The sequence below is a fragment of the Burkholderia sp. LK4 genome (assembly GCF_001043615.1).
GTDB lineage: Bacteria > Pseudomonadota > Gammaproteobacteria > Burkholderiales > Burkholderiaceae > Burkholderia > Burkholderia cepacia.
This window is the reverse complement of the sequence record NZ_LDUL01000029.1, coordinates 15400-37023: the sequence shown is the minus strand read 5'-3', so window position 1 is coordinate 37023 and position 21624 is coordinate 15400. Positions and strand designations below refer to the sequence as shown.

The window sequence follows — 21624 nt, the reverse complement described above, 5'->3', positions numbered from 1 at the left end:
CGGGGAGCTGATGTGTGCCCTGGCGGTGCCGTTGTGTTCGCGCACTGAGAGAAAACCCATGTCGATGATATTGCCGTCGCAGGCTTATGAATTGAAGTTGGCGCCGCACCCCGCGCCGACGTCCGTCCTCCGATTCACGGGGCGGGACGCGGTGAGCGAGTTGTACTGCTACGACATCGAGTTCACGAGTCCGATGTCCGGTATCCCGATGGACCAGGTGGTCGGCCGCCCCACGAAATTCATCATCGCTCCGGTCGATCCCAACATGGACTATCTGCGCAGGATGTTCGGTGAGAACGCGGAGCAATTCAGCAAGATGCCGCCGGCGTATACGATTCACGGCATCATCACGCAGTTTGACGAATTCAGTACCTCAGCTGACCAGACGCACTATCGGGTCCGGCTCGAGCCGAAGCTCGCCGACCTGAACCGCGGTGTGACAAGCCGGCTGTTCCAGAAACAGTCGGTTGAGGAGATCGTCACCGACACGCTGCGTCATTACGGCTATCGCGCCGGGGTCGACTTTGCGTTCCAGTTGCGCGGCCAGTACAAGCGCCGCGAATACGTCACGCAGTATCACGAGACCACATTTGCCTTTATCCAGCGCATCTGCGCGGAGGAAGGGATCTGGTTCCGGTGGGAGCAGAAGAAGGATCACGCGATGCTGGTGTTCGGCGACGACCTGGACGCCTACTCGCGCAAGCAGCGCACCGTATCGTATCGGCGCGACTCGGGGCTCGAGAGCTCTGGCACGGATGCGATCAAGACGCTCGAGAAGCGGACCCAGCGCGTGCCCGAAGCCGTGCGCCTGCACGATTACAACCATAGGCAGGCTGGAGTGTCGCTGCTGGTCGAGGAAAACGTCGCGCGTGACGACAAGACGACCAACGCCGTCGACTACCAATGGGGCGAACACTACGAGACGCCGGAAGAAGGTAAGCGCCTTGCGCAATTGCGGCATCAGGCGTACCTGGCCAGCCAAATCACCTTCAAGGGCACCGGCAACCCGTTCTGGTTGGAAGCGGGCGAGGTGCTGCGAATTGAGCCGAATCCGGCTGACGCGAAGCACGGGATATTCGTTACGTCGGTGGAGTCACAAGGCGGGCGCGACCAGTCGTATTGGGTGTCCTTCGAGGGGATTCCGTCCGACCGGGTGTGGCGTACACCGATGGACTCGATTTCGAGCCCCGTTATCGACGGTGTCTTGCCAGCCCGTATTACGTCACCCGGCAATTACAAATATGCGTACCTGACGGAGCAGGGCTGGTACGTGGTCAAGCTCCCGTTCGACCTCGATGAATGGAGTCCGGGCGGCACCAGCCGGCCGGTGCGGTTCGCCAAACCGTACAGCGGCGACAACTACGGTCACCACTTCCCGCTGATTGATGGCGCGGAGGTGGCGATCGTCCACACCGGGGGTGACCCGAACCGGCCGCTGATTATCGGGGCGATGCACGACAGTCTGCATCCGGACCTCGTCAACAACCTGAATCACACCCGGAACCTCATTGTGACCGCTGCGGGCAACACGCAGCGGATGGAGGACAAGGAGGGTGTCGAGCACATCCATCTGATGACGCCGTTTCAGGACAGTGAGCTCAACCTTGGGCACATGGTCGACGGTGATCGCAAGGAGCGGGGGCACGGTGCGGAATTACGCACCGACGGGCCGGTTGCTGTTCGGGGTGCAAAGGGTGTGCTGGTTAGCGCCGAAGGGCAGCCAGGTGCTGCGGGTCAACAACTCGCGATGCAGGATGCCGACATGACGCTCGAGCAAGCCGAGCAGATCCTGCATACGTTGAATGACTCAGCGAACGCTGCGAAGGCGTTGCAGGCTGACATCGATCAACAGCGTGTGCTGATCCAGCAAAGGCTCAAGCAACTTCAGAAACCCGTCATCGTTGCGACAGCCCCCGATGGCGTCGGACTCGCCAGTGGTCAGCAGATGCAGCTTGCTGCCCGCAAGCAAATGTTTATCACAGCTGGTGACGGGCTCGACATCGGTGCCATGAAGCGTATCGCAGTCGCGGCCGGCGAGGCGATTTCGTTCTTCGCGGCGAGGCTCGGGATTCGGATCTTTGCCGCGAAGGGGAAAGTTCAACTCCAGGCGCAATCCGACACGATGGAACTGATGTCGATGCAGGACCTGACAGCCAGTTCATCAGATGGAGAAGTAATCATCACGGGCCGTAAAGGCGTCACGCTTGGCGATGGGGCCGGCGCCTACATCAAGCTCTCGGGCGGCAAGATCATTCTCGGCAGTCCGGCCGGAGAAATCGAGGTCAAGGGAAACCTGACAATCGATGACGCCGATGGTGGCAGCTTCAAATTCCCGACGTGGTCCAAGGCGCCACTCAACGACGTGAAAGACGCAATGAACTTCGGATTTTCTGAATAAAGCTTAACTATGCCAAACCAGCCTGCACCGAAGAAGCGGCAATCGCCCACACCGGCTCCGCCCAAGCTGAAGCCGTTGCCGTTCGCCTTTCCGTTCCTTCGAAAGGGACGGAGCCAGACGGAGGCCTCCGCCCAGTTCACCGACGAGCACGAAATATACCGGCTGCTGGCCGAACGCGAGTCTTCGGGCACGTACCTCGTTAGCAGTAAAGGGATGTGGCACGGAGGGGTCCACGTCACTGAAGCGGGCGCTGGGCAGTCGCTGGATCTTGAGGCTGGACTGCGCTGCATCGCTGACGGCGAGCTAATAGCGTTTCGCGCCAACAAGACATACCCGCTTAGCGAGATCGCTGTGGAGGGTGGTGGAACACCGATTCAGGCCCCATATAGCACGGGCTTCGCGCTGGTGCGGCACACGATGGAGTTCCCGCTGAGTACGAAGCTGACGTTCTATAGCTTGTACATGCATCTGATGTCCTGGGATGACTACGCAAACTTCCCAAAGCGGGACAAGCCGTCGTATTGGCCGCGGCAATGGCAGGTAACGCAGTACGCGCAGGATAAGCCCTCGCCAGGGCGTAACGGGCAGGCCGCTGAGCCATCGCAGCAGGGGCTGCGGATTCGCAAAAGTCATCCACACGGCGAAATCATTGGCATTGTCCCGCAGGGGGCGAGAGTCAGCGTCGGTAAAAAGGAGAACGGGTGGGGGCAAGTGACGGACCTGAATGGGGCATCGTTGTACCCTCCCGAAGCCGGCGGCTACGTAGAGCCGGCCCTTGCAGTTGGTGGCTGGCTCTCTATCGGCCAGGAAAACGGTGGGTCAGTTGTCGAGGAGGTCACCGAGGACTCGATGTTCGACCATGTGATTATCACGACAGATCGGACGTGCCGTCCGAGCGATCCGCAGGGAACTGGGAGCAGTATCAGGATCAAGGCTGGCGACCTGGTCGGTCATCTCGGTCGCTATGACTCGCTGAACCAATGTACGTCCGGAACCCGGATGGCGCACATCGAGGTGTTCTGCGACGACAGCATCCAGTCGTTTCTCGAACAGGGGCGGGCATGGGTCAACGAGCACGGTCCGCACAAGGAGGACTGGACGGCACTGGGCTTACCCGCCGAGCCGACGATTCTGCGAATCGCGCCGGGTACGGTGCTCTATCAACCCACCGAGGATAAGAAGAAGTTCGTCCCGGGCGCCGCCCCGCAGTCGAGAAAGACGGACACAGTTCAGGTGTATTCGCTTGCCGAACTGGCACGTGACCCCAAGCGGCGAATTCCCGAGCCGCGTCCGAATCCCAATCCCGGTTACCCGGTGAACTGGTGGCACGTTGACGGTGTGAATGCGCAAGGTCAGCCGATCGACGGTTGGGTGTGCGACTTCAACCACCCGAGCGGCCGGGTGACGCGGGAATTCGCGCAGAAGTGGGTCGATTTCGAGTGCCTAGCAGATGCCCATGACGCAGCGCATACGATCTTTGCGACGACCCAGAAGTGGGTTGACTATGTGCGCAGTGCCAATGTTGCCGATCTCGCTTCGCGTGCGAATCTTAGCCCGTTGATGCTCAAGGTATACGACGCCCTTTTCACAAAAGGCGATGGGAAGCAAGCGGCAGACGAACTGTGCACGCTGTCACAGATTGAGCGCGGCGGATATCCGTGGCTGACGCAGGCTACGTCTCGTCTGATTGTTAAGCATGAGAGCGAGTGGGCAAATCCATCAAAGTGGAAGCAACTGATTACCGAGCTGGAAAAGCAGACGGGACCAAAGTCACCGAACGGAGAAGAGCAGAAGCGGATTGAGGACCTCGCGTGGTGGGCCGATGTCAAGGCTTGCATCCCGGGTTTCCCTGAGTCGGATATTTTTCATATCAATCCCATTAGCTTAATCGGGAATTTTTTCAAGGCGGATACTTGCGTCTGCGGATGCTGTCTTGGTAAGGTATTTAACCGCTATCGTTGGGTAAGACATCGGCGGCATTATCCGCCTCAGACATACTATGGCCCGGTTTTTGCGGGTACAAAGAAGTTGGACAAGTTCACAGGATGGGACGATCTCATTGCCAAGTCCAAAGCCACTGAGGACGAAAAGGCAATCGTGATCGCCATGTCGTCCAACGAAGGTAATATGGACGCTGTGCAGGCTTGGGATTGGCAGACATTCAGTGCCGGTGCCATGCAGAAGACCGTGACACCAGAAGGCTACGGAGAACTCCCACAACAGATCTGGGAGTTTCAGAACGAAAATCCTAGTTTGTTCGAGGAAATTTTTGGCCGATGCGGATGGTCCGTTGTACAGGAAAAAGGTCCGAGGATTTACTATTCATCCAGTGATACTGGAAACAGGAAAATCACTGGTCAGGAACTCTATGACTTCATCAAGAAAGAGTTTCAAGAAACAGACAGTGGATTCCCAAAGGAGTCGAAACCATTGGCTTCCATTGCGCACGCGATGATCAATGAGGAGTATCAGAAGAAGCAGGTTGTGGATTTCATTGGCCGTTTGCACATTGCCATCGCTAAGAAGCCGAGTGGTTATAGTAATTCCGCAAGCGACTTCTTCCCATCCCGGTTAGGTCGTGCACTTGTTCTTGATCAAGACGTCAACGCACCCGGTAATGTCTCTGTAGATCTTGGAGCATCGATTAATACACTTCGGGCACGGCACAAGGGACTGGGAGCAGATCCGACGCAATGGGGTGACAACAGATCGCATTATGAAGCCGAACTTATTCAGATCTATGGCCCATCACGCCATATGAACTCAGCAGTGGAACGTTACAACCAGCTTCGCGGGATGCTATAGGAATTCAAATGATTCGTAGATCCCTATTTTTGTTCTTGGCAGTACTGTCTGTCTGCGTTCGGGCTCAGGTAAATGTGCCGGGTGAATCAAGTGTTTTAGAGTATGCCAATCGCGGGCACGACGCCTACCAATCGCTTCGCTTTAAGCGGAAAGATGGCGCGATGTTTGCGCCTTTCGATGAGGGATTGAGATTTTACGAGCCTGGAACGAATAGTCTGTCTCCAGACAAACAGTACTCGGTCGTGAATTTTTCTGCCGAGGGAGAGCTCGCTGATTCCAGTGGTGTGTCTGTGCGTTCCGAGTATTTATGTGCCTTCGTACGCATGCGGGACGGTTGCGTTGTGCATGTGGCGAAAGATGCAATATGTGGTGGAGAGTGGCAACCGCCTCACCAGTGGTCCGTCAACATTGAGCCGATCTTTGATAATCCACCTAATGCAGCCGAAATCTACGCCGCTTATTCATCGAAACACAAAAATGGATACCAAACTTCACAGCCACCAATCCTAGCATATCTGGTAGAGGGTACCACATTTGACAATCTGCTTGCGTGTGATCCACCAAGTGCAGGTAACAGAAGTGCTTATTCGAAACTACTTGTCCAATTACAGAGGGACGGAGACACCGAGGACGCCGCTAAGCTGAAGAAGATCCTGACTAGCGACCGGAACGGCACATCTATCCACGTCGCACCAGTTGAGTCGAGCACCTGGGTTGGACATGCAGTGATTTCAAAGAGGGCATATCTATATGCAATGCCCGAGAAATCATCAGTTACTGGAGCCTACCTTGTGCAAGGTGATTCAGTATTGGTGAATAAATCTGGCTTGTCGAGGGGATTTGTGGTGTCAAGATATCGTCAGAAGAACGGAAATATTATTGAACGATGGATTCGTTGTGAGGATGTGAATGCATGCTCCGCAGATAATTGAATCGCCGAATCTTAATTTTATGGGAGAAATTTGCTTGAGGCGTACGATGCTACGTGGCGTTGTTGCATACCCAGAGGGTGTTGGCTTCAAATTTTCGACATGGTCCAAGGCGCCAGTCAACGACTTCCGGATTTTATGAAGAAGCTCATCCCGGGATTCCATGGGGCGAATGTTTTTATATCAATCTCTTGCGGTTGTTGATTTGCATGGTGGCGAATCTTAGCATAAAAAGATTTCCCGATTGCTCAATAAGTATGCGAAAGATTATCGAGTCATCACGGCGAGAAGAATTGCTCATTTTCTATCGCTTATTGGTTGTTGAGGTGATCCTCGCGTTCACGCTCGGCGCGTATGGGGCTGAACGCGTGCCAAATTGTCCGATGGAAAATGTAGGGGTCAACGTATTTGATGCGTCTTCCCTGATTAAAGATTCGAGAGTTTCTGTTGAGGGCGGAACTGAGGATTACTCGTTGGTTCTTGATTTCTATCGACCAGTTAAAGGCGGGTGTGAAAAGACAGAATTTGCGAGGTACTCGGTTGAAGGAGGGGTGCCGATAATCAAGTCGATATTCTTCATGCCGCTAGATGGTCGTGCCAATCTATTTTCCATTGTCGCATGGGATGTAAGCAATCGAGGTGACGGCACCTATGGCAAGCTATATCAAGTGTACGCCTATAGTTTTGATGAAAATGGGGTGCTGATGGAAAACAAGCGTGTTACGGAAAATGGGGCGATGACTGGGGTCGAGGGCTATGTTCAAGGACGCGAGTCAAGGTTTCGATACAGAGCTGCTTGGGACGTTAAGAGATATTGGCGTGGAAGGCGTAGATAAAAATCTGTCTATCAATGTGATTGATTAATAAAGTGTTGGGTACCGGGTCGTATGCTATATCGTTTCTCATTCGGGAAGCAACGAAGTTCCATTCGAGATCCTTCGTTGGGGTTAATGCATACAAGCCTTTAAATATGGACAACGATGAAAAATCTCGCATATGAAGGTGACGCAACGAGCCATGGGGGCAAGATCCTTACCGGCTCGGATCGCATCAAGGTAATGGGTCGTCGGGCCGCCCGCGTCGGTGACAAAGTGTCGTGCCCGCTCCACGGCGACAACGAAATCGTCGAAGGCAGCGACAGGGTGAAGGATGGCGCCACGCCGCTTTCTCGTGACGGTGATCACACGCGTTGTGGGGCGGTCCTCATTGCCTCCTCCAGCGGAGCACAGATTCGGTAAGCGATGCCTGTCGATTTCAATCGCGTGCCGCCGCGGGTGGAGGTGCCGCCTCCGCCTCGGGCCTCAATGATCCTCTGGACGATCCTGCTGGTACTCGTAATGGGAGCGGGAGCGGGGCTGACGATCATGCTTCGGCCGGCGGGCGTGCCAACGAACACGCTGTGGTTCTGGTTCTGTGCCGCGGGCTACCCATTTATGGCGTGGGCATTTCTGCTGTGCATCTGGCTTGGGTATGGCTACGCGCGTCGCAATCAGGCGATTGCGACTAACCGCGTCAGCGATGAGGCTGAGCAGGCGTGTCATGCGATGGCGAGCCGACCGCTGGCGATTTTGGGCCATGCCTGGTGTTTCGCTGCGAACGATTCGGAAAACTCGCTCGAAGGAATACTGACAGGAGCTGAACCGGGGAAACTACGGCCGAGCGGTGCAGTCGCGGATAGCGAAGTCAATGCACGTTGGCTCGGCATCCCCGAGATGCACTTCTATCCGGGTAACGAACTCGCTGAATATGCCCGCCATCAAGCCGTGTGTCAGTGGCTGCTCGAGCGCTTGATCGAGCGTCTCCTGCAGCAGCTCAGCAGTCTTCCACCGCGAACGAATCTACGGGTCGAGCTTCAGCATCGGTCCAGGCTGAAAATGGAGACTGTCGAGGCTCAGCTACGGGAATTGCTGGCTGAACGAGTGCCTTCTTTGAAGGTGGACGTCGTGTCGAGTGAATACGAGATTCCGCTCTTCCGGACGGACGCGTGGCTGGACAATCGAGACGTCAATTCGGTCCACCTCCTAGTTGCCGTTGAGCTTCGCGATGCAATCAGTACTGTTCTGTCGGATGGCGTTGCAGAGGTAGGCGTCGCTTTGCTCATTGGAAGCCCACGCCTTACGTCACTCACCATGCCTGTCGAGTTGCGATTGCATAGACCTGCCACAGGCACGTTTGATGTGGCAACCCGGACGCTTGGGCTTGCTGCTCGGTGGGGACAATCCTCAGTCGATCGTCTGCGCGTGGGATGGGCTCATGGTCTGACCAGTGACAGAGTGAGCGCGATTCGACGAGCGGTGTCATTTCCGGACGAGATGAGATGGCTCGCGCTCGAGACGTTGGTGGGCGACTGTTCGGGTGCGGGGCCCTGGTTGGCTGCTGCGTTTGCCGCAGAAAGTGCTCGGGCTACGGGCGACCCGCAAATAGTGCTATGTGGCGAAGGTAACGAACTGACCGCCCTTATGTGCAGAAAACAGACATGAACGATAACAAGAACGACAATATGACTCGACCGGCCGGCTTCTTCATTGGCATCGCGGCCGCCATCGTCTTCCTCGCGCTCGGTATCGCGGTATGGGGGAAGGGGGCGCTTCACGGATGGTCTATCGATACTCGGATCATCATCGAGCTTTCCCTGCTTTCGGCCTTTCTGATGGTAATTCTGCTGGTCAAGTACTTCGAGGGAGTACTGCTTTGGATTGCCTCGCTGAGAGCCTCCCGTTGGTTCGCCAGTTACGACGCTAGCAAGCGCACTGCATCCAATCCGGATGAGTCGGCAGGCCCACTCGATCACGCTACGACTCTGCGAGGCAATCTTTCCGAACGCCACGGCTGGCGCTGGCGCTACCGCGAACGTTGGGTCCTGGTTGCTGGAGACGAACCGCTGGTCAAGCGCCTCGCGCCAGGTCTCGTTGACACCGGTTATGCGATTACCGACGGTGCAGTTCTGCTCTATGCGAAGCAAACGAACAGCACGCTCGACATTGCATGGCTCGACCAAATCCGCCGCCTGCGTCGTCGGCGTCCCATTGACGCAATCGTGGCGGTAACGCGTAATCGCAGCTCGGCCACTGCGCCCTTCGACGTTGACAACCTCTCGCAACGACTTGCGCGCCACGCTCGTGCTCTGCGCTGGGCGGCACCGGCGTACTTGCTCAATGTCACGGATTTCGGCAGCCAGGCATCGGGGCGGGACGAAGCCATCGGCTTCACGTGGGCGAATGCACGCGTACATGCAGGCGACATCGATGATTCCCTGAGGACCCTGTCGCACAATCTCGCCGACGCTGGAGTTGCTCGCCTCGCGAAGGATCCGCTCGATCGCTATCCGGCCGAACTTTCGCAGCATATTTCGACGATACGCAAAGCGTTGTCTGGACTGGTGATACAAACAGCTCAATCCCGTGTCTGGCGACATGCTGTCCACGGCTTGCTGTTTGCGCCACTGTTCAAGGAGCGAGAACTGGCGCCGCCGGCGCCGACCGAGTCCGACGACGAGCCAGCGCTCGGTCCGCAACATCGGTCAATCTGGCAGACCGTCGCCGAACACAGCCGCAAGATTCACGGCCGTCGTGTCGGCTTCTCGCTGTCGACCACAGCCGCCTGGCTTGCCACGGCACTCGTCGGTTGCTGGATCGCCGGCACGATGCTGTCCGGCTTTATCAACCGCACCACTATCCAGAGCGCAACCGACACGGTCGCGAAGCTCTCCACGGTGCAGGATCACACGCAGGCCCTGCAGGGTCTCAATGGCCTCGACCGGGAGATCGATACGCTCGAAGTCCATCAACGTGACGGGGCACCTTGGACGTCCCGGTTCGGCCTGAACCGAGATGGCGCACTGCTTGACGCGCTCTGGCCGAGCTATTCCGGTGCCGCAAGCCGCATCCTCGTCGCCCCGATTCGGCAGAAGCTCGAGGAACGCCTGCACCAGCTCGCGTCCCTGTCCGATGCTCAGATCGCCAGCGGCGGCAATGCGCAGATCCAGGCCGCCTACGACACGCTCAAGGCCTACCTGATGCTCGCACAGCCCAAGCGGGTCATGGCTGCCTTCCTGACGCCGCAACTTGTCGCGACGTCAGCGCCCGCACGCCCGGCTAATTCGACCGTGTCGTCGGGTACTTGGGCGGATCTGCGTCAGCACACGATCGCATTCTTCGCAAACCATCTTGGCCGCGACAGCGCATCGAATGCCTCCGCGCTGGCTATCGTGCCAGACGGCGGCCTGATTGCCTCAGCCCGCCAGACGGTCATTGGCGTGCGAGGCATCCAGAACTCCAAGGATGCGCTCTACCAGCAGATCATCGATGAAACGACACCGAAGTATCCGCCTGTGTCCCTCGCCACACTGCTCGGCGACACGACAGGCCGCGGTCTGTTCAACACAACGGCGACAATTCCGGGCGTGTTCACGCGCGCGGCGTGGGACGAACGGATTTCGAAGGCAATCGACGATGCCAGCGCGCAGCGAGACGTTTCGGGCGACTGGGTGCTGTCGGATGCCAAGACCAGCAACCAGACGCCGTCGACGCTGAAGGCCGAACTGCGCCAGCGCTATTTCGATGATTACGCGCGCGCCTGGGGGCTGTTCCTCAACAGTCTGCGCTGGCAATCCGCACCCACGCTGACAGCCACGGCCGACCAACTGATGTTGCTGGGCGACCCGCAACGCTCGCCGCTTGTTGCACTAATGAACGCGATCGTCTATCAGGCGGGTACCGGCGCGAACACGCAGTCGCTCTCCGATAGCCTGATAAACAAGGCGCAGCAGCTCGTTGGCGCGGGAGAGAAGGATCCGTCGAAGCAGGCCCAGCCACAGCTTGCACCGCTTGCCGCTGCCTTCGGCCCGATCCTGAGGTTGACCGGCAGCGATCTGGCGTCCGGCGCGCCGGCCAACGGCAAGGCAGCGGCTCAACTGGCTGCGACGGGGGACCTGAGTCTCGCGCGCTATCTCGAGCGGGTCACCGCGATGCGTCTGAAGGCTTCGCAGATTGTCTCTGGCGCTGATCCGGACGCGATCGCACGTCTGGCCGCGCAGTCGGTCCTGCAAGGCAAGACCTCCGACATTTCGGATAGTCGCGACTATGCGAGCCGCGTAGCCGCGAGCCTCGGCGAGCAATGGGCGGGATTCGGTGAGCTTTTTCGGGCGCCGTTTGACCAGGCGTGGCAGGTCGTCGTGCAGCCGGCTGCGTCGAGCCTGAACGAAATCTGGCGCACGGCGATCGTGGCGGATTGGAACAAGACGTTTGGCGGACGCTATCCGTTCTCGGACTCCGACAACGACGCATCGCTGCCCGAGATGGCGCGCTTCATGCGGCCGGACAACGGTGTGATCGCGCAGTTCGTCACGACTCAGCTCGCCGGCGTCGTTGAGCGGCAGGGCGACCGATGGGTGGCCGCGCAAGGTGCCGACCATGGGGCGCTGACGATTGATCCGAGTTTCCTGAACAGCCTGAACAAGCTCACGCGGGTCTCGACGGTGATGTTCCCGTCCGGGGATGCGCACGTGCGGTACGAACTGCAGGCTGTGCCGACGCCAGGCGTGACAGACATGAAGTTCGTGCTGTCCGGGCGCGAGCTGCGCTACTTCAACCAGAAGCAGGAATGGGTGCCGTTTGAGTGGCCCGGCCAGTCGCTGGAGAACCTGTCGCACATCGAATGGCAGACCCAGCAGGGTGGCTTGCGCACAGCATTCGACGCGCAGGGGCGATTCGGCCTGATCCGGCTGCTGGAGCGTGCGAAGGTATCGCAGCAGGATAACGCGCGCTATCTGCTGACCTGGACGCCGGATACGAGCCAAGGCATTCCGCTCAAGGTGCAATTGCGCAGCGAGGCGGGCGCGGGTCCGCTCGACGTGCTGCAACTGCGCAACTTCACGCTGCCGACGCGGATTTTCTTGACGGGCTCGGTGAAGTCCGGCCCCAAGCTCTCGGCTGCCAATCCGCCGCCGCTGCCAGCGTCGATGCTCGAAGCAGCGAAACATGCTGCGATGCCGCTTCCACGTGGCGCGTTGCCGGAGATCGAATGATGTTGGGTGGACTGTTCAAGAGTCTTTTTCCTGCCCGCGATGACGCCGAGCAACTGGTGCGCGCGCGGCTCGACACCTGGGATACCTGGCTGCAGCCGCTCGGCGGCGACGGCGGTGTTGGCCGTGACCCCGGCTACGAGGACGTGTTCTTCGAGTTGCGGGAGGAAACGCAAAAGCTCTCAGGCATCGACGATGGCTTGGTCGTGCGTTCCTGCGAGCAACTGCTGAAGGAAACGGGCAAGGATCTGCGACTGGCCGGCTACTACGCGTTCGCCCGGCTGCGGCAGGATGGTCCCGCGGGATTTGCCGACGGACTTGAGCTGACGGCTGCACTCGTCAACCGGTTTGGCGAAGCGCTACTGCCAGCGCGCGCCGAGGCGAAGAAGGGCGCGCTCGAAATGCTGGCCACCACGCGTGTGATCGAGTTGCTCGAAAGCCGCGGTGCATTTGCTCCGGCCGACCTCGAACGGGCGCTCGCCGCGCTGGATGTGCTGGTGGCTGGCACAGGCGCATGGCCGGAAGCCGCACATCCGAACCTGCAGCCGCTCATCTCCCGTTTTGAGCGCAAGGGCGAACCGGCGTGCATTGTGGAGGCTGAAACGGTCGCGTCAGCGACGACGACCGCATCGGCAACGTCCAGCGGCATCACCTCTACGCGCGATCTGCTGGACCAGGCTCGCGCGATGGCGGCTTGGCTCCGCGACCAGGAGAGTGGCTATCTGCCGTCGATGCGACTCGTGCGTAGTGTCCGCTGGGACACGCTGCACGAGGTGCCGCCGGCGGATGCCGCGGCCCGCACGCGCCTCGTGCCACCACGCGGCGAATTGCGTCAGCAGATGAAGCGGCTCGTGCTGCAGAAGCAGTGGCACGAACTGCTCGAACGCGTCGAGGGTGCGTTCATGGAGGGCGTGAACCACCTGTGGTTCGACCTGCAGTACTTCCAGCACGTCGCCCTCGACCACGTCGGTGCGCCGTACAACGCATGGCGCGAGCTGATGCGCGCGGATTTCGCACTGTTCCTCGAACGATTGCCAGGCATCGAGCGGCTGGCATTCAACGACGGCACGCCATTTGCCGACGACATGACGCTTGAGTGGATCGCGCGGCACGCGGTGGTGCGCGATCTGGAAGCGGGGGAGTCTGTCGCGCCGTTGGCCGTGTCGGCTGACAGCGAAGGCGATACCGCCGGCGACTGGCCGGAAATTGAGACGCAGGCGCGGGAACTGGCTGGGCGGGAAGGTGTTGAAGCCGCGTTCGCTTGGCTCGAAGGGCTGCCAGGCATGAGGACTGATCGTCATCGCTACCTGCAACGCCTCGTGATGGCCCGCCTCGCGGATCATGCCGGCCGCCCGGATACGGCACTGGCGCTGCTTGCCGAGCTCGACGCATCGTCCCGGTCACTGCCGCTGATGCGCTGGGAGCCGGCACTCGTCTTCGAGGTCAAGCAGCAGTTGGTCCGGGCACTGAAGGCGATGAGCAACCGCAAGGAGGCGGACAAGCCGGCGCTGGCACGCCGCATCGGCGAACTGCAGGCGGAACTGACTGTGCTTGACCCGGCACGTGCGCTGACCCTCCAATAACAACGAAGATCAATGGAAAACGACGATCCGATCCTGCGCTACTACGAAGCGGAAATGCGCTACCTGCGCGAGTCTGGCAAGGAATTCGCGAAAGCGCATCCCGACCGTGCGCGTCTGCTGAACCTCGACCGCGTGGGCGAACGCGATCCCTACGTCGAACGGCTTTTCGAAGGCTTCGCGTTCCTGACCGGCCGGCTTCGGCAGAAGCTCGACGACGAGTTGCCGGAGCTGACGGAAGGGCTCGTGAGCCTGCTATGGCCGCACTACCTGCGGATGATTCCGTCGCTGTCGGTGGTCGAGCTCGTCCCGCTCGCAGAAAAGCTGCAGAAGACCGAAATCGTACCGGCGGGCGTGCCTGTACGCTCCGCGCCGATCGCGGTCCCGCCGGCTGCGGGCACCGAGGGCCGGACACCGAAGACCGTACAGTGCCTGTACCGGACCACGCAGCCTGTCACACTGCAACCGGTCACCATCACGCATGCTGGACCCACCGTGCGCCATGATGGTCGCTCGGTAATCCGGCTCGGCTTTGCGCTCGACGGGTCGGCGCGCCGCAAGGAGACGGATCTGTCGCGGCTGCGCCTGCATCTGAGCGCGGATTTGCCGACGGCATTCGCGATACACCTTGCACTCACGCGTCAGGTCGACACCATCCACTGGCGCATTCCAGAGGTTCGCGACGGCGAGGCCGTGCCGCTTGCCGGCGTTACGGTCGAGCCGGCTGGTTTCTCGACCGAAGAGCGGCTGTGGCCGAAGGCCGATGTCGCGTTCTCCGGGTACCAGTTGCTACTTGAGTACTTCACGTTCCGCGAAAAATTCCTGTTTGTCGACCTGTGCGGACTGGACATCGCGAAGCTGCCCGAAAGCACAACCCGCTTCGAGCTGGAGATCGTGCTGAAGCACGCTTACCCGTCGGACCAGCGGTTTGACGCAGAGAACGTGCGACTGTTCTGCACTCCGGTCATCAATCTGTTCGAGCTGGATGCCGAGCCGATTGAAATCGACCATCACGAAACCGAGTATCGCGTGGTGCCGGCCGGTCATCAGGGCGAGCACGTCGAAACGTATTCGGTCGACGCGATCGAGGCATTCGACCACGAGACGGCCGAACGGTATGAATACGTGCCATTCGCGACGTTCCGGCACCGCGGCGGCATGCTGCGCCACGAAGCGCCGGAGCGCTATTTCCACTCGCGTGTGCGGCCGGGTGTTTCCGGCCTGCACGAAACGTGGGTCATTCTCGGCGGCCACGCGTGGGAAACGATGCAGACCTTGCCGGAAGAAAGCCTGTCGCTGCGCGTAACGGGCACGAACGGGTTGCTGCCGCGCAAGGGGCTGCGGGAAGCGAGCCTCAACGAGCTCGCGAGCAGCACGCAGAATGTTGCCGGCGTGCGCAATCTCGTCTCGCCGACGCTGCCGCTGTACCCGCCGACGGACGACCGCTTTCAGTGGCGCGTGCTGTCGCATCTGGCGCCGAACTTCCTGTCGATGATGAACGCGGAGGTGCTGCGTGGGGCGCTGGCGCTTTACGACTGGACGGACGACGAGGTGAACCGTCGGCGGCTCGCGGGCATCCTGTGGGTGTCGCAGGAGCTGATTGAGGAGGTGTCGGGTGGCTCAGTCGAGCGGGGCGTACGGATCGAGGTGACGCTCGACAGCCACGCGTTTGCGGGAGAGGGCGACGTGATGCTGTTCGGTGAGTTGCTGCACCGGTTCTTCGCGCTCTACGCCGACATCAATCTGTTCACGAAGCTCGCAATCGTCAGCCTGCCGTCGCAGGCCCGGATCGAATGGCCGCGCAGCAAGGCCGAGAGAGCACCGCTATGAGCCCGCGCGAGTTGCCCAATCTCGACCCTCTGGTTGCGTCGTTGCTTGCGCGCGCACCACGAATGAACTTCATGCAGCTGTGCCGGCTGCTTGAGGTGCGTGTCCCCGACCTGCCGGGGTTCGGTACGCGGGATACGCTCGAGTATGAACCGGTACGATTCCGGCCGCGGCCGCGCATGGGCTTTCCTGCGGGCGAAGTCGCGTCGGTCGAGTTCGACGACGAACGGCCTGATGCGCCGCCGACCGTGCGAACGACGTTCATGGGGCTGTATGGCGTCGACGCGGCGATGCCTTCCCACATGATCGACGAGATCGTGCTGCGAGAAGAGGGGCACGAGGTGGTTGAGGCGTTCCTCGACCAGTTCAATCACCGGTACGTCACGCTGCTGTTTCGTGCGTGGAAAAAGTACCGCCATATCGAGAGCTTCCGGCCGGGCGGGATTGACGATCATTCGCGCAGCCTGCTGTGTCTGGCGGGGTTCGGCTGGGGTGACAAACCGAAGCGCGCCGGCTTGCCCGATTCAAGGATGCTGGCGCTGCTGGGGCTTCTGATTCAGCGCACCCGCACGCCGGAGGGGCTCGCAGGCGTGGTTGCACTGGCGGTTCCGGGCGCCGGCGCGAGGGTCGACGAGTTCTGGCCCGTCGTGACGTCGACTGGCCAGCCGCAGCCGCTGACATCGGCAGACGGTATCGCATCGGCACAGGGGGATGGCAAGCGCAAGGGGCTCGGCGGAGGCTACGTGCTGGGCAAACGAATGACGTATCGCAGCCGGGCGGCGCGCGTGACGCTGCAACCCGCCAACGGGCAACAGGCGCACGATTTGTTGCCCGGCGGGGCGCTGCATCGCGACCTGATGGCGTTCATCCAGCTGTATGTCGGTGTCAAGGCCGACGTGCACCTGCGGATGGAGGTTTCATCGCAGTATGCGCCGCGGCCGGCAATCGGTCCGGCTAATGCCGGTCCGGCTCCGCGTTTGGGTTGGACCACCGTCTTGCCTGCCGACGAGGAGCGCCTGCTTACCATCCGGCTCGGTGTCTACGAGGCGTTTCCCACACCAGGACCCAACCCGAACCTAACGCCGCGTCATGATTGATTGGGGACTCCCGATGCCCGTCCGTTTTGCCTGCTCAATTGTCATGCGAGCGTTGTTGTCGCCCATCGGCGCTGTGTGGCAAGCGGTCCGCCTTGCCTCGTTGGTGCAGTGGACTGGGGCGCGGCGCATACCGACTCGAGCTTGTCATGGCCACACCACGGCCTCAGGCCGGGTGTGCGCACATGCACTGACCTTGCTCGTGACGGTAGCGACATGCATGCCCGCTCATGCTGCGGAATCACTTCCGCCATCCCTTACCTCCGATACCAGCGCGACGTCCTCGCTTGATTGCACGCATACCGGCATGGCTGGAACGGCCGCTGCGATCCGGAACAGCGGCACGATTCCAGTATTGCAGGGCAGGGTGACCGATTCGGTCGGGATGTTCACCGAGACGTGCAAGGCGGACTTGACAAGACGTTTAAAGGACCTAGAACAGCGGACCGGTACCCAGTTTGCGGTGCTCGTCGTGTCCTCCGCTGCACCGCAAACGATCGAACAGTTCTCCACCGCCGTCTTCGAGAAATGGAAGCTGGGAAAAAAGAAGGTAGACAACGGAATTTTGTTGGTCGCCGCTGTGAAGGACCACCGTGTCAGGATCGAGGTCGGATACGGTCTCGAGGGAACGATTCCGGACGTCGTGGCCGGGCAGATCATCCGCGATCGCATCGTACCGGCGTTTCGCCAACACGCATTCGAAGCCGGCCTGAGCGATGCGGTCAATGACCTCGTACAACGTCTCGGTCCGCCACCGCAGGATAGGCCCACAGCGAGCGAACCGTCTGCGACGAACGTCCCCGCTTCGGCGAGCGATGCGCCTGCAGCGAGCATTTCGTCCGTTCTCGGATCGAGCACGGAGAAGCACGTCAGTTCCGCCGCCCCCGTGTTCTGGGTTCTGCTCGTACTGGCCAACCTGGTGTTTGGCGCAATCTCCGAGTGGCGGAGTTACCGATGGATCGTGTGTCTGCCGAGCAGCTATCTGGGATCGTCCGCAGCACTCACTATCCAGCTGGTGAAAGGGGCAATTAATTCAAGCGGTGTCAGCGATGCCGCGCTCCTCGTACTGTTCATGTCTGCGTTCGCCGGCATTGTGCCTTGCCTGTTGGGCATCGGCTGGTTTCAGGCCGCCCGGAATTGGATGTTGGGAACTGACAGCGGCCAATCGTCAGCATCCTCCCACCCGTCGAACCAATCGACCGGTTCCATTCTGGGCAGCATCGTCGACGCCGGATTAGGTAGCAGTTCGGACAGTAGCTCGAACAGCAGCTCGTCGGACTCTTCGATTATTGATTTGTTCATCGGTGGAGGCGGCTCGAGTGGCGGAGGCGGGGCGTCGGACAGCTGGTAGCGCCTGCCAATCGCAGTGAATGATTTACCTTTATCTCCACAACTGCCCGTCGGGGCTTTTGACATGAAAGACAACATGAAGTGGCTTGGAATTCTTGCGTTTTTTTTGATCGTCGCCATGACGGGTGGCTGCAGCTACAACGCCATTCAAACGTCGGATGAGGACGTCAATGCGGCGTGGTCCGAGGTGCTCAACGAATATCAGCGGCGGGCGGACCTCGTGCCCAATCTCGCTGCTGCAGTCAAGGGATATGCCGCCCACGAAGAGAAGGTGCTCGTCGACGTGTCTGAAGCCCGGGCGCGGATCGGCAGCATCCAGATGACGCCGGAAATGGCAAAGGATCCCGCCGCACTCGCGGCATTCGATCAACGGCAGGGCGAACTTTCAGGCGCATTGAGCCGTTTGATGGTGGTATCCGAAAGGTACCCGGAACTCAAAGCGGACAGGTTGTTCCAGAATTTGCAGGTGCAGCTGGAGGGCAGCGAGAACCGTATCGCCGTCGCGCGCGGTCGCTATATCCGAACCGTTCAAGCCTACAACGTCCAGATCCGGAAATTCCCCGGCGTGCTGATGGCGAAGGCGTTTGACTATCAACCGCGGCCGAACTTCAGTGTGGCGAACGAGGCGGCTATTTCGAAGGCGCCGGTCATCGACTTCTCTTCCCACGCGTCGGGGGCATCGGGACAGTAGCCTATCGACCCCAACTCGAAGAAACTCACGACATGCTTATTTAAGGAACGTCGATGCCCATTCGTTTCACGATTTCAATCGTTTCTTCCGTGATGCTGCTATCGGCATGCGGCGCTTGGCAAGCCGTCTCGGACGCCTCATCGAGCGCGTATCACACGGTGTTCTTCAAGCAGGTCAAGGTGCTCAACGTCGACTTGTCAGCTCGGGAGGCATTGAATCCCGATGACGCGGGCCGTCCGACGTCGGTCGCAGTCCGCGTGTATCAGCTCAAGGACTGCAAGATGTTTGATGGCGCGTCCTACGACGATCTCCTGAGGAATGACCGGACCGTGCTGGCCCAGGATCTGCAGGGGAACATCGCGTCCGTGTTGAACCCGGGTGCGGCAGTGAGCCTTTCGCAGCCGATGCAAGCCGACACGAAATACATCGCAATCGTGGCGTTCTACCGCAACCCGGGCAATGGTGACGGCTGGAAATACGTGATCGAGAAGAAGAAGCTCGACGCGGACAAGCCGTTGAAACTTGAGCTTGTCGACCAGCTCTTGCTTGCCGGCGGCGCCGTCCCTGAAAACGCGTCGCGGTGATACACGGCTATCCGGCAGTCATTCTTGAACGTGCATGATCCAAGCGACCTCCTGGTTTTGCTCATGCCGCCGTTCCGCGCGTTGCTCGAACGCGCCGCAGACGCGCAGATGCGAGGCGAGCGTGTTGCCCGCGACATCTGGCTCGCCGCTGCTGGGCACCTGCACGGCAGCACCTGACAGGGGCGGTTGGGCTTGCCGGCCTCTGCGCACGTGCATCCGGGCGCGGCGGCGCGCTTCGACCTCGGCTATGCGTTGCACGAACACGATGACAATTGGCAAGCTATGCACGACGGCAACGGAAGATTCTGCGACGCTACACAGCGGAAAATCCCGCGTTCGTCACTGCGTATGATGGCATGCTCGTCCAGCTTATCGCTGGATAGGAACACGCCGCCGTGCACGTCAAAAGCGCCATCGATGTACCGGAGGACTGCCGGAGCCGTGCGTTATTCGGTCGTCTTGTACGATGAACGCGATTGATGCGAGGATCAACAAAAAAATTCAGAATAGGTTGAAGACAAAAACTAATACTGAATAAAGAGGGATTTTGGCGGCGTAGTTTCTCGGGTGCCTCTTTTGCTTATTTCATTGTCGATGCGGCGTACAAATGACGTTATACTTTAAATGTCACACGTCGGCCGAGCACAAGCCGCCCGACGATAGGGCCGCCTCTTCCGCTTGAAGAGCTTCGGTGGTGACCGCCAGCGCGGACGGGGGTGACCGGTGGCGCGCTGGGGAAATCCGGACGACCACGGGGGTAAGGTTGAGACAGTCCGGTACGGTGGCGAAGAGAGAACCGTAACCTGAAAGTCTGTCGGAATCATTCAATCAAAGGGTGATGGAAGGAGCGTCAGCAATTGCTGCTAGGGGCTCCGGTTATTCCAGCTCTGCTTATGTAAGCATATTCTCACTAGCATCTTCTTACGTAAGCGTATCCTCCCTAGCAACTCTCAAATGAGTATATCCGCATTGAAGCATATGCTCCATCCTCAAGAGCATATGCTTACGTAAGCATATGCATCCCGCTTCTGGATTTGGTTTGATGACCGCTACGCGGCTGGCTGACCAGGAGAGGAGATTGCCAGGCTCGGCGGCTTAACGCGAGTCTGTCTGGGAGGCGCGGTTGCATTGCGACGATTGGTCGGCGCCCGTCAGATGATTTTTCGGGGGCATACGCTTCCTCCTTTCGCGCATGATTGGTCTGATGGCCGCTATGCGGCAGGCTGACCAGGCGGGTGATTGCCGGGGCGACGGCTATGTTTTGGTGCTGAGACCGTCTGGACGGCAGCGTGAGCAGCAGCGCAGTGTCTGCGCTTGGTCTTCGGCTTGCGACTACCTACGCACTGCTCTAACGGGCGATAGTGCGTCCGCACGATCGTGGAAAGTAGCCCTCCTGGTTGCGGTTGCTTCGAGTCTGACTGGCTACAAAGTTCCGCTGCAGGTCACGACTTCGATTTTGCTACCGACGCCTTACGTCCACGCGTCGTAGCCTTTATCGGCACGCTCCGCCCGTACTCGTTCCACCACGCGGTTAGAGCCTGCATAGTCGGCCCCAGTCCACGTGCCTTCTCCGTGATCTCATATTCGACACGCGGCGGTACTTCTGCGAATACTGTTCGAGAAATCAGACCATCTGCCTCGAGTTCGCGAAGCTGAGCGGTCAACATGTGCTGCGTAATACCGGGAATCGCTTTTCGCAGTTCTCCAAATCGATAAATCCGCTGGTTGAGGAGCCACATGATCTCCAGCTTCCACTTGCCAGAAAGCAGCGCAAATGCACGTCGCATTTCGTCGTGCATGTTCACCCCTTCAGTTTCATTAGTCATATTTTCCATACCTAGTGACAGAAATTCATCCTACTTGCGTGCTTTCATCTTAGACGACATTCTTGAGCCATGTCGATCCCGAACAACACTAGGAACCCCAAAGAATGGCTGAGAATTATGCGTACTGGATCAGCACCGGATTGCTGTCGCTGCTCTATTTGGCATCCGCCACGCTGTACATCGTCAAGAGAGATTGGGTGCGTAAGACCCTCGTCGAGCTCGGCTATCCCGCGTATCTCGTTTCGATTTTGACTGCCGCGAAGATACTCGCCGTGGTGGCTATTCTGTCGCGCATCAACGTGCCACTGAGCGACCTAGCCTATGTCGGCATCTTCTATCACCTGCTGCTGTCGGCGCTCGCGCATCTTGGCGTTCGCAAGCCCAAAGATGCATTGCCGGCAGCGATTGGACTCGTGCTTCTGGTCATTTCATTCGCTACTCAAAACGCCGCTCGCGAGATTTCGTCACCGTACGGGCTCGTTGCGGCTGCCCATCAAACAGCTGTCAACTGAAGGAGA

Annotated in this window: 16 protein-coding genes; 14 read left to right on the top strand and 2 right to left on the bottom strand. The window is 59.4% G+C overall.

The genetic code is table 11. The features are described from left to right. Nucleotides 1–58 precede the first annotated feature (58 nt). The 13 genes from VK92_RS15180 (at nt 59) to tssJ (ending at nt 19280) form a co-directional block, all read left to right on the top strand. A complete protein-coding gene (locus VK92_RS15180; protein WP_048027998.1) occupies nt 59–2398 on the top strand; it encodes a type VI secretion system Vgr family protein in 2340 nt (779 codons plus the stop codon). A 9-nt stretch (nt 2399–2407) separates the two neighbouring features. Beyond that, the gene (locus VK92_RS15175; RefSeq protein WP_231616444.1) at nt 2408–5203 is read left to right on the top strand and encodes a hypothetical protein; all 2796 of its coding nucleotides are present in this window, start codon (nt 2408–2410) and stop codon (nt 5201–5203) included. 8 nt (nt 5204–5211) lie between these two features. Then, a complete protein-coding gene (locus VK92_RS41785; RefSeq protein WP_131723243.1) occupies nt 5212–6135 on the top strand; it encodes a hypothetical protein in 924 nt (307 codons plus the stop codon). A 53-nt stretch (nt 6136–6188) separates the two neighbouring features. Beyond that, nucleotides 6189–6968, top strand: a complete 780-nt coding sequence (locus VK92_RS41780) for a hypothetical protein (RefSeq protein ID WP_131723242.1) — start codon at nt 6189–6191, stop codon at nt 6966–6968. A 144-nt stretch (nt 6969–7112) separates the two neighbouring features. After that, nucleotides 7113–7370, top strand: coding sequence for a PAAR domain-containing protein (locus tag VK92_RS15170; protein ID WP_048027997.1), 258 nt, complete (start codon nt 7113–7115; stop codon nt 7368–7370). 3 nt (nt 7371–7373) lie between these two features. Next, a complete protein-coding gene (locus tag VK92_RS15165; protein WP_048027995.1) occupies nt 7374–8612 on the top strand; it encodes a hypothetical protein in 1239 nt (412 codons plus the stop codon). Further along, nucleotides 8609–12157 (top strand): ImcF-related family protein, encoded by a 3549-nt coding sequence (locus VK92_RS15160; protein ID WP_048027993.1) that lies wholly within the window; start codon nt 8609–8611, stop codon nt 12155–12157. The genes VK92_RS15165 and VK92_RS15160 overlap by 4 nt, the downstream gene beginning before the upstream one ends. Further along, a complete protein-coding gene (tssA, locus tag VK92_RS15155; protein ID WP_048027991.1) occupies nt 12154–13737 on the top strand; it encodes a type VI secretion system protein TssA in 1584 nt (527 codons plus the stop codon). The genes VK92_RS15160 and tssA overlap by 4 nt, the downstream gene beginning before the upstream one ends. 12 nt (nt 13738–13749) lie before the next feature. Beyond that, nucleotides 13750–15564: a type VI secretion system baseplate subunit TssF gene (tssF, locus tag VK92_RS15150; protein ID WP_048027990.1), complete on the top strand. Its 1815-nt coding sequence runs from the start codon at nt 13750–13752 to the stop codon at nt 15562–15564. Further along, entirely contained in the window at nt 15561–16658 is a 1098-nt protein-coding gene (gene tssG, locus VK92_RS15145) for a type VI secretion system baseplate subunit TssG (protein WP_423064347.1), read from the top strand. Before tssF ends, tssG begins: the two co-directional genes overlap by 4 nt. A gap of 304 nt (nt 16659–16962) precedes the next feature. After that, the gene (locus VK92_RS38995) at nt 16963–18006 is read left to right on the top strand and encodes a TPM domain-containing protein (protein ID WP_053077856.1); all 1044 of its coding nucleotides are present in this window, start codon (nt 16963–16965) and stop codon (nt 18004–18006) included. A 75-nt stretch (nt 18007–18081) separates the two neighbouring features. Next, a complete protein-coding gene (locus VK92_RS15135) occupies nt 18082–18696 on the top strand; it encodes a LemA family protein (RefSeq protein WP_048028209.1) in 615 nt (204 codons plus the stop codon). Between the two features lie 53 nt (nt 18697–18749). Further along, on the top strand, nt 18750–19280 hold the full coding sequence (gene tssJ / locus VK92_RS15130; RefSeq protein ID WP_048027987.1) for a type VI secretion system lipoprotein TssJ: 531 nt from the start codon (nt 18750–18752) through the stop codon (nt 19278–19280). Nucleotides 19281–19298: 18 nt separating this feature from the next. Here the strand turns inward: tssJ and VK92_RS43505 are convergent, their stop codons facing one another. Together VK92_RS43505 and VK92_RS40020 are read right to left on the bottom strand one after the other, a co-directional pair. Further along, nucleotides 19299–19559, bottom strand: coding sequence for a hypothetical protein (locus tag VK92_RS43505; RefSeq protein WP_131723241.1), 261 nt, complete (start codon nt 19557–19559; stop codon nt 19299–19301). 1163 nt (nt 19560–20722) lie between these two features. Next, nucleotides 20723–21106: a winged helix-turn-helix transcriptional regulator gene (locus VK92_RS40020; RefSeq protein ID WP_423064346.1), complete on the bottom strand. Its 384-nt coding sequence runs from the start codon at nt 21104–21106 to the stop codon at nt 20723–20725. Between the two features lie 104 nt (nt 21107–21210). On the opposite strand from VK92_RS40020, the gene VK92_RS15125 reads away from it, so the two are divergent. Then, nucleotides 21211–21618 carry a DoxX family protein gene (locus tag VK92_RS15125; RefSeq protein WP_048027982.1) on the top strand — a complete coding sequence of 136 codons (408 nt, stop codon included), beginning with the start codon at nt 21211–21213 and terminating at the stop codon, nt 21616–21618. Nucleotides 21619–21624 lie beyond the last annotated feature (6 nt).

Bases quoted from the DNA above. Each gene is read 5' to 3' on its own strand.
- VK92_RS15180 (WP_048027998.1), top strand. From the start codon at position 59: ATGTCGATGATATTGCCGTCGCAGGCTTATGAATTGAAGTTGGCGCCG.
- VK92_RS15175 (WP_231616444.1), top strand. From the start codon at position 2,408: ATGCCAAACCAGCCTGCACCGAAGAAGCGGCAATCGCCCACACCGGCT.
- VK92_RS41785 (WP_131723243.1), top strand. From the start codon at position 5,212: ATGATTCGTAGATCCCTATTTTTGTTCTTGGCAGTACTGTCTGTCTGC.
- VK92_RS15170 (WP_048027997.1), top strand. From the start codon at position 7,113: ATGAAAAATCTCGCATATGAAGGTGACGCAACGAGCCATGGGGGCAAG.
- VK92_RS15165 (WP_048027995.1), top strand. From the start codon at position 7,374: ATGCCTGTCGATTTCAATCGCGTGCCGCCGCGGGTGGAGGTGCCGCCT.
- VK92_RS15160 (WP_048027993.1), top strand. From the start codon at position 8,609: ATGAACGATAACAAGAACGACAATATGACTCGACCGGCCGGCTTCTTC.
- tssA (WP_048027991.1), top strand. From the start codon at position 12,154: ATGATGTTGGGTGGACTGTTCAAGAGTCTTTTTCCTGCCCGCGATGAC.
- tssF (WP_048027990.1), top strand. From the start codon at position 13,750: ATGGAAAACGACGATCCGATCCTGCGCTACTACGAAGCGGAAATGCGC.
- tssG (WP_423064347.1), top strand. From the start codon at position 15,561: ATGAGCCCGCGCGAGTTGCCCAATCTCGACCCTCTGGTTGCGTCGTTG.
- VK92_RS38995 (WP_053077856.1), top strand. From the start codon at position 16,963: ATGGCTGGAACGGCCGCTGCGATCCGGAACAGCGGCACGATTCCAGTA.
- VK92_RS15135 (WP_048028209.1), top strand. From the start codon at position 18,082: ATGAAGTGGCTTGGAATTCTTGCGTTTTTTTTGATCGTCGCCATGACG.
- tssJ (WP_048027987.1), top strand. From the start codon at position 18,750: ATGCCCATTCGTTTCACGATTTCAATCGTTTCTTCCGTGATGCTGCTA.
- VK92_RS40020 (WP_423064346.1), bottom strand. From the start codon at position 21,106: ATGACTAATGAAACTGAAGGGGTGAACATGCACGACGAAATGCGACGT.
- VK92_RS15125 (WP_048027982.1), top strand. From the start codon at position 21,211: ATGGCTGAGAATTATGCGTACTGGATCAGCACCGGATTGCTGTCGCTG.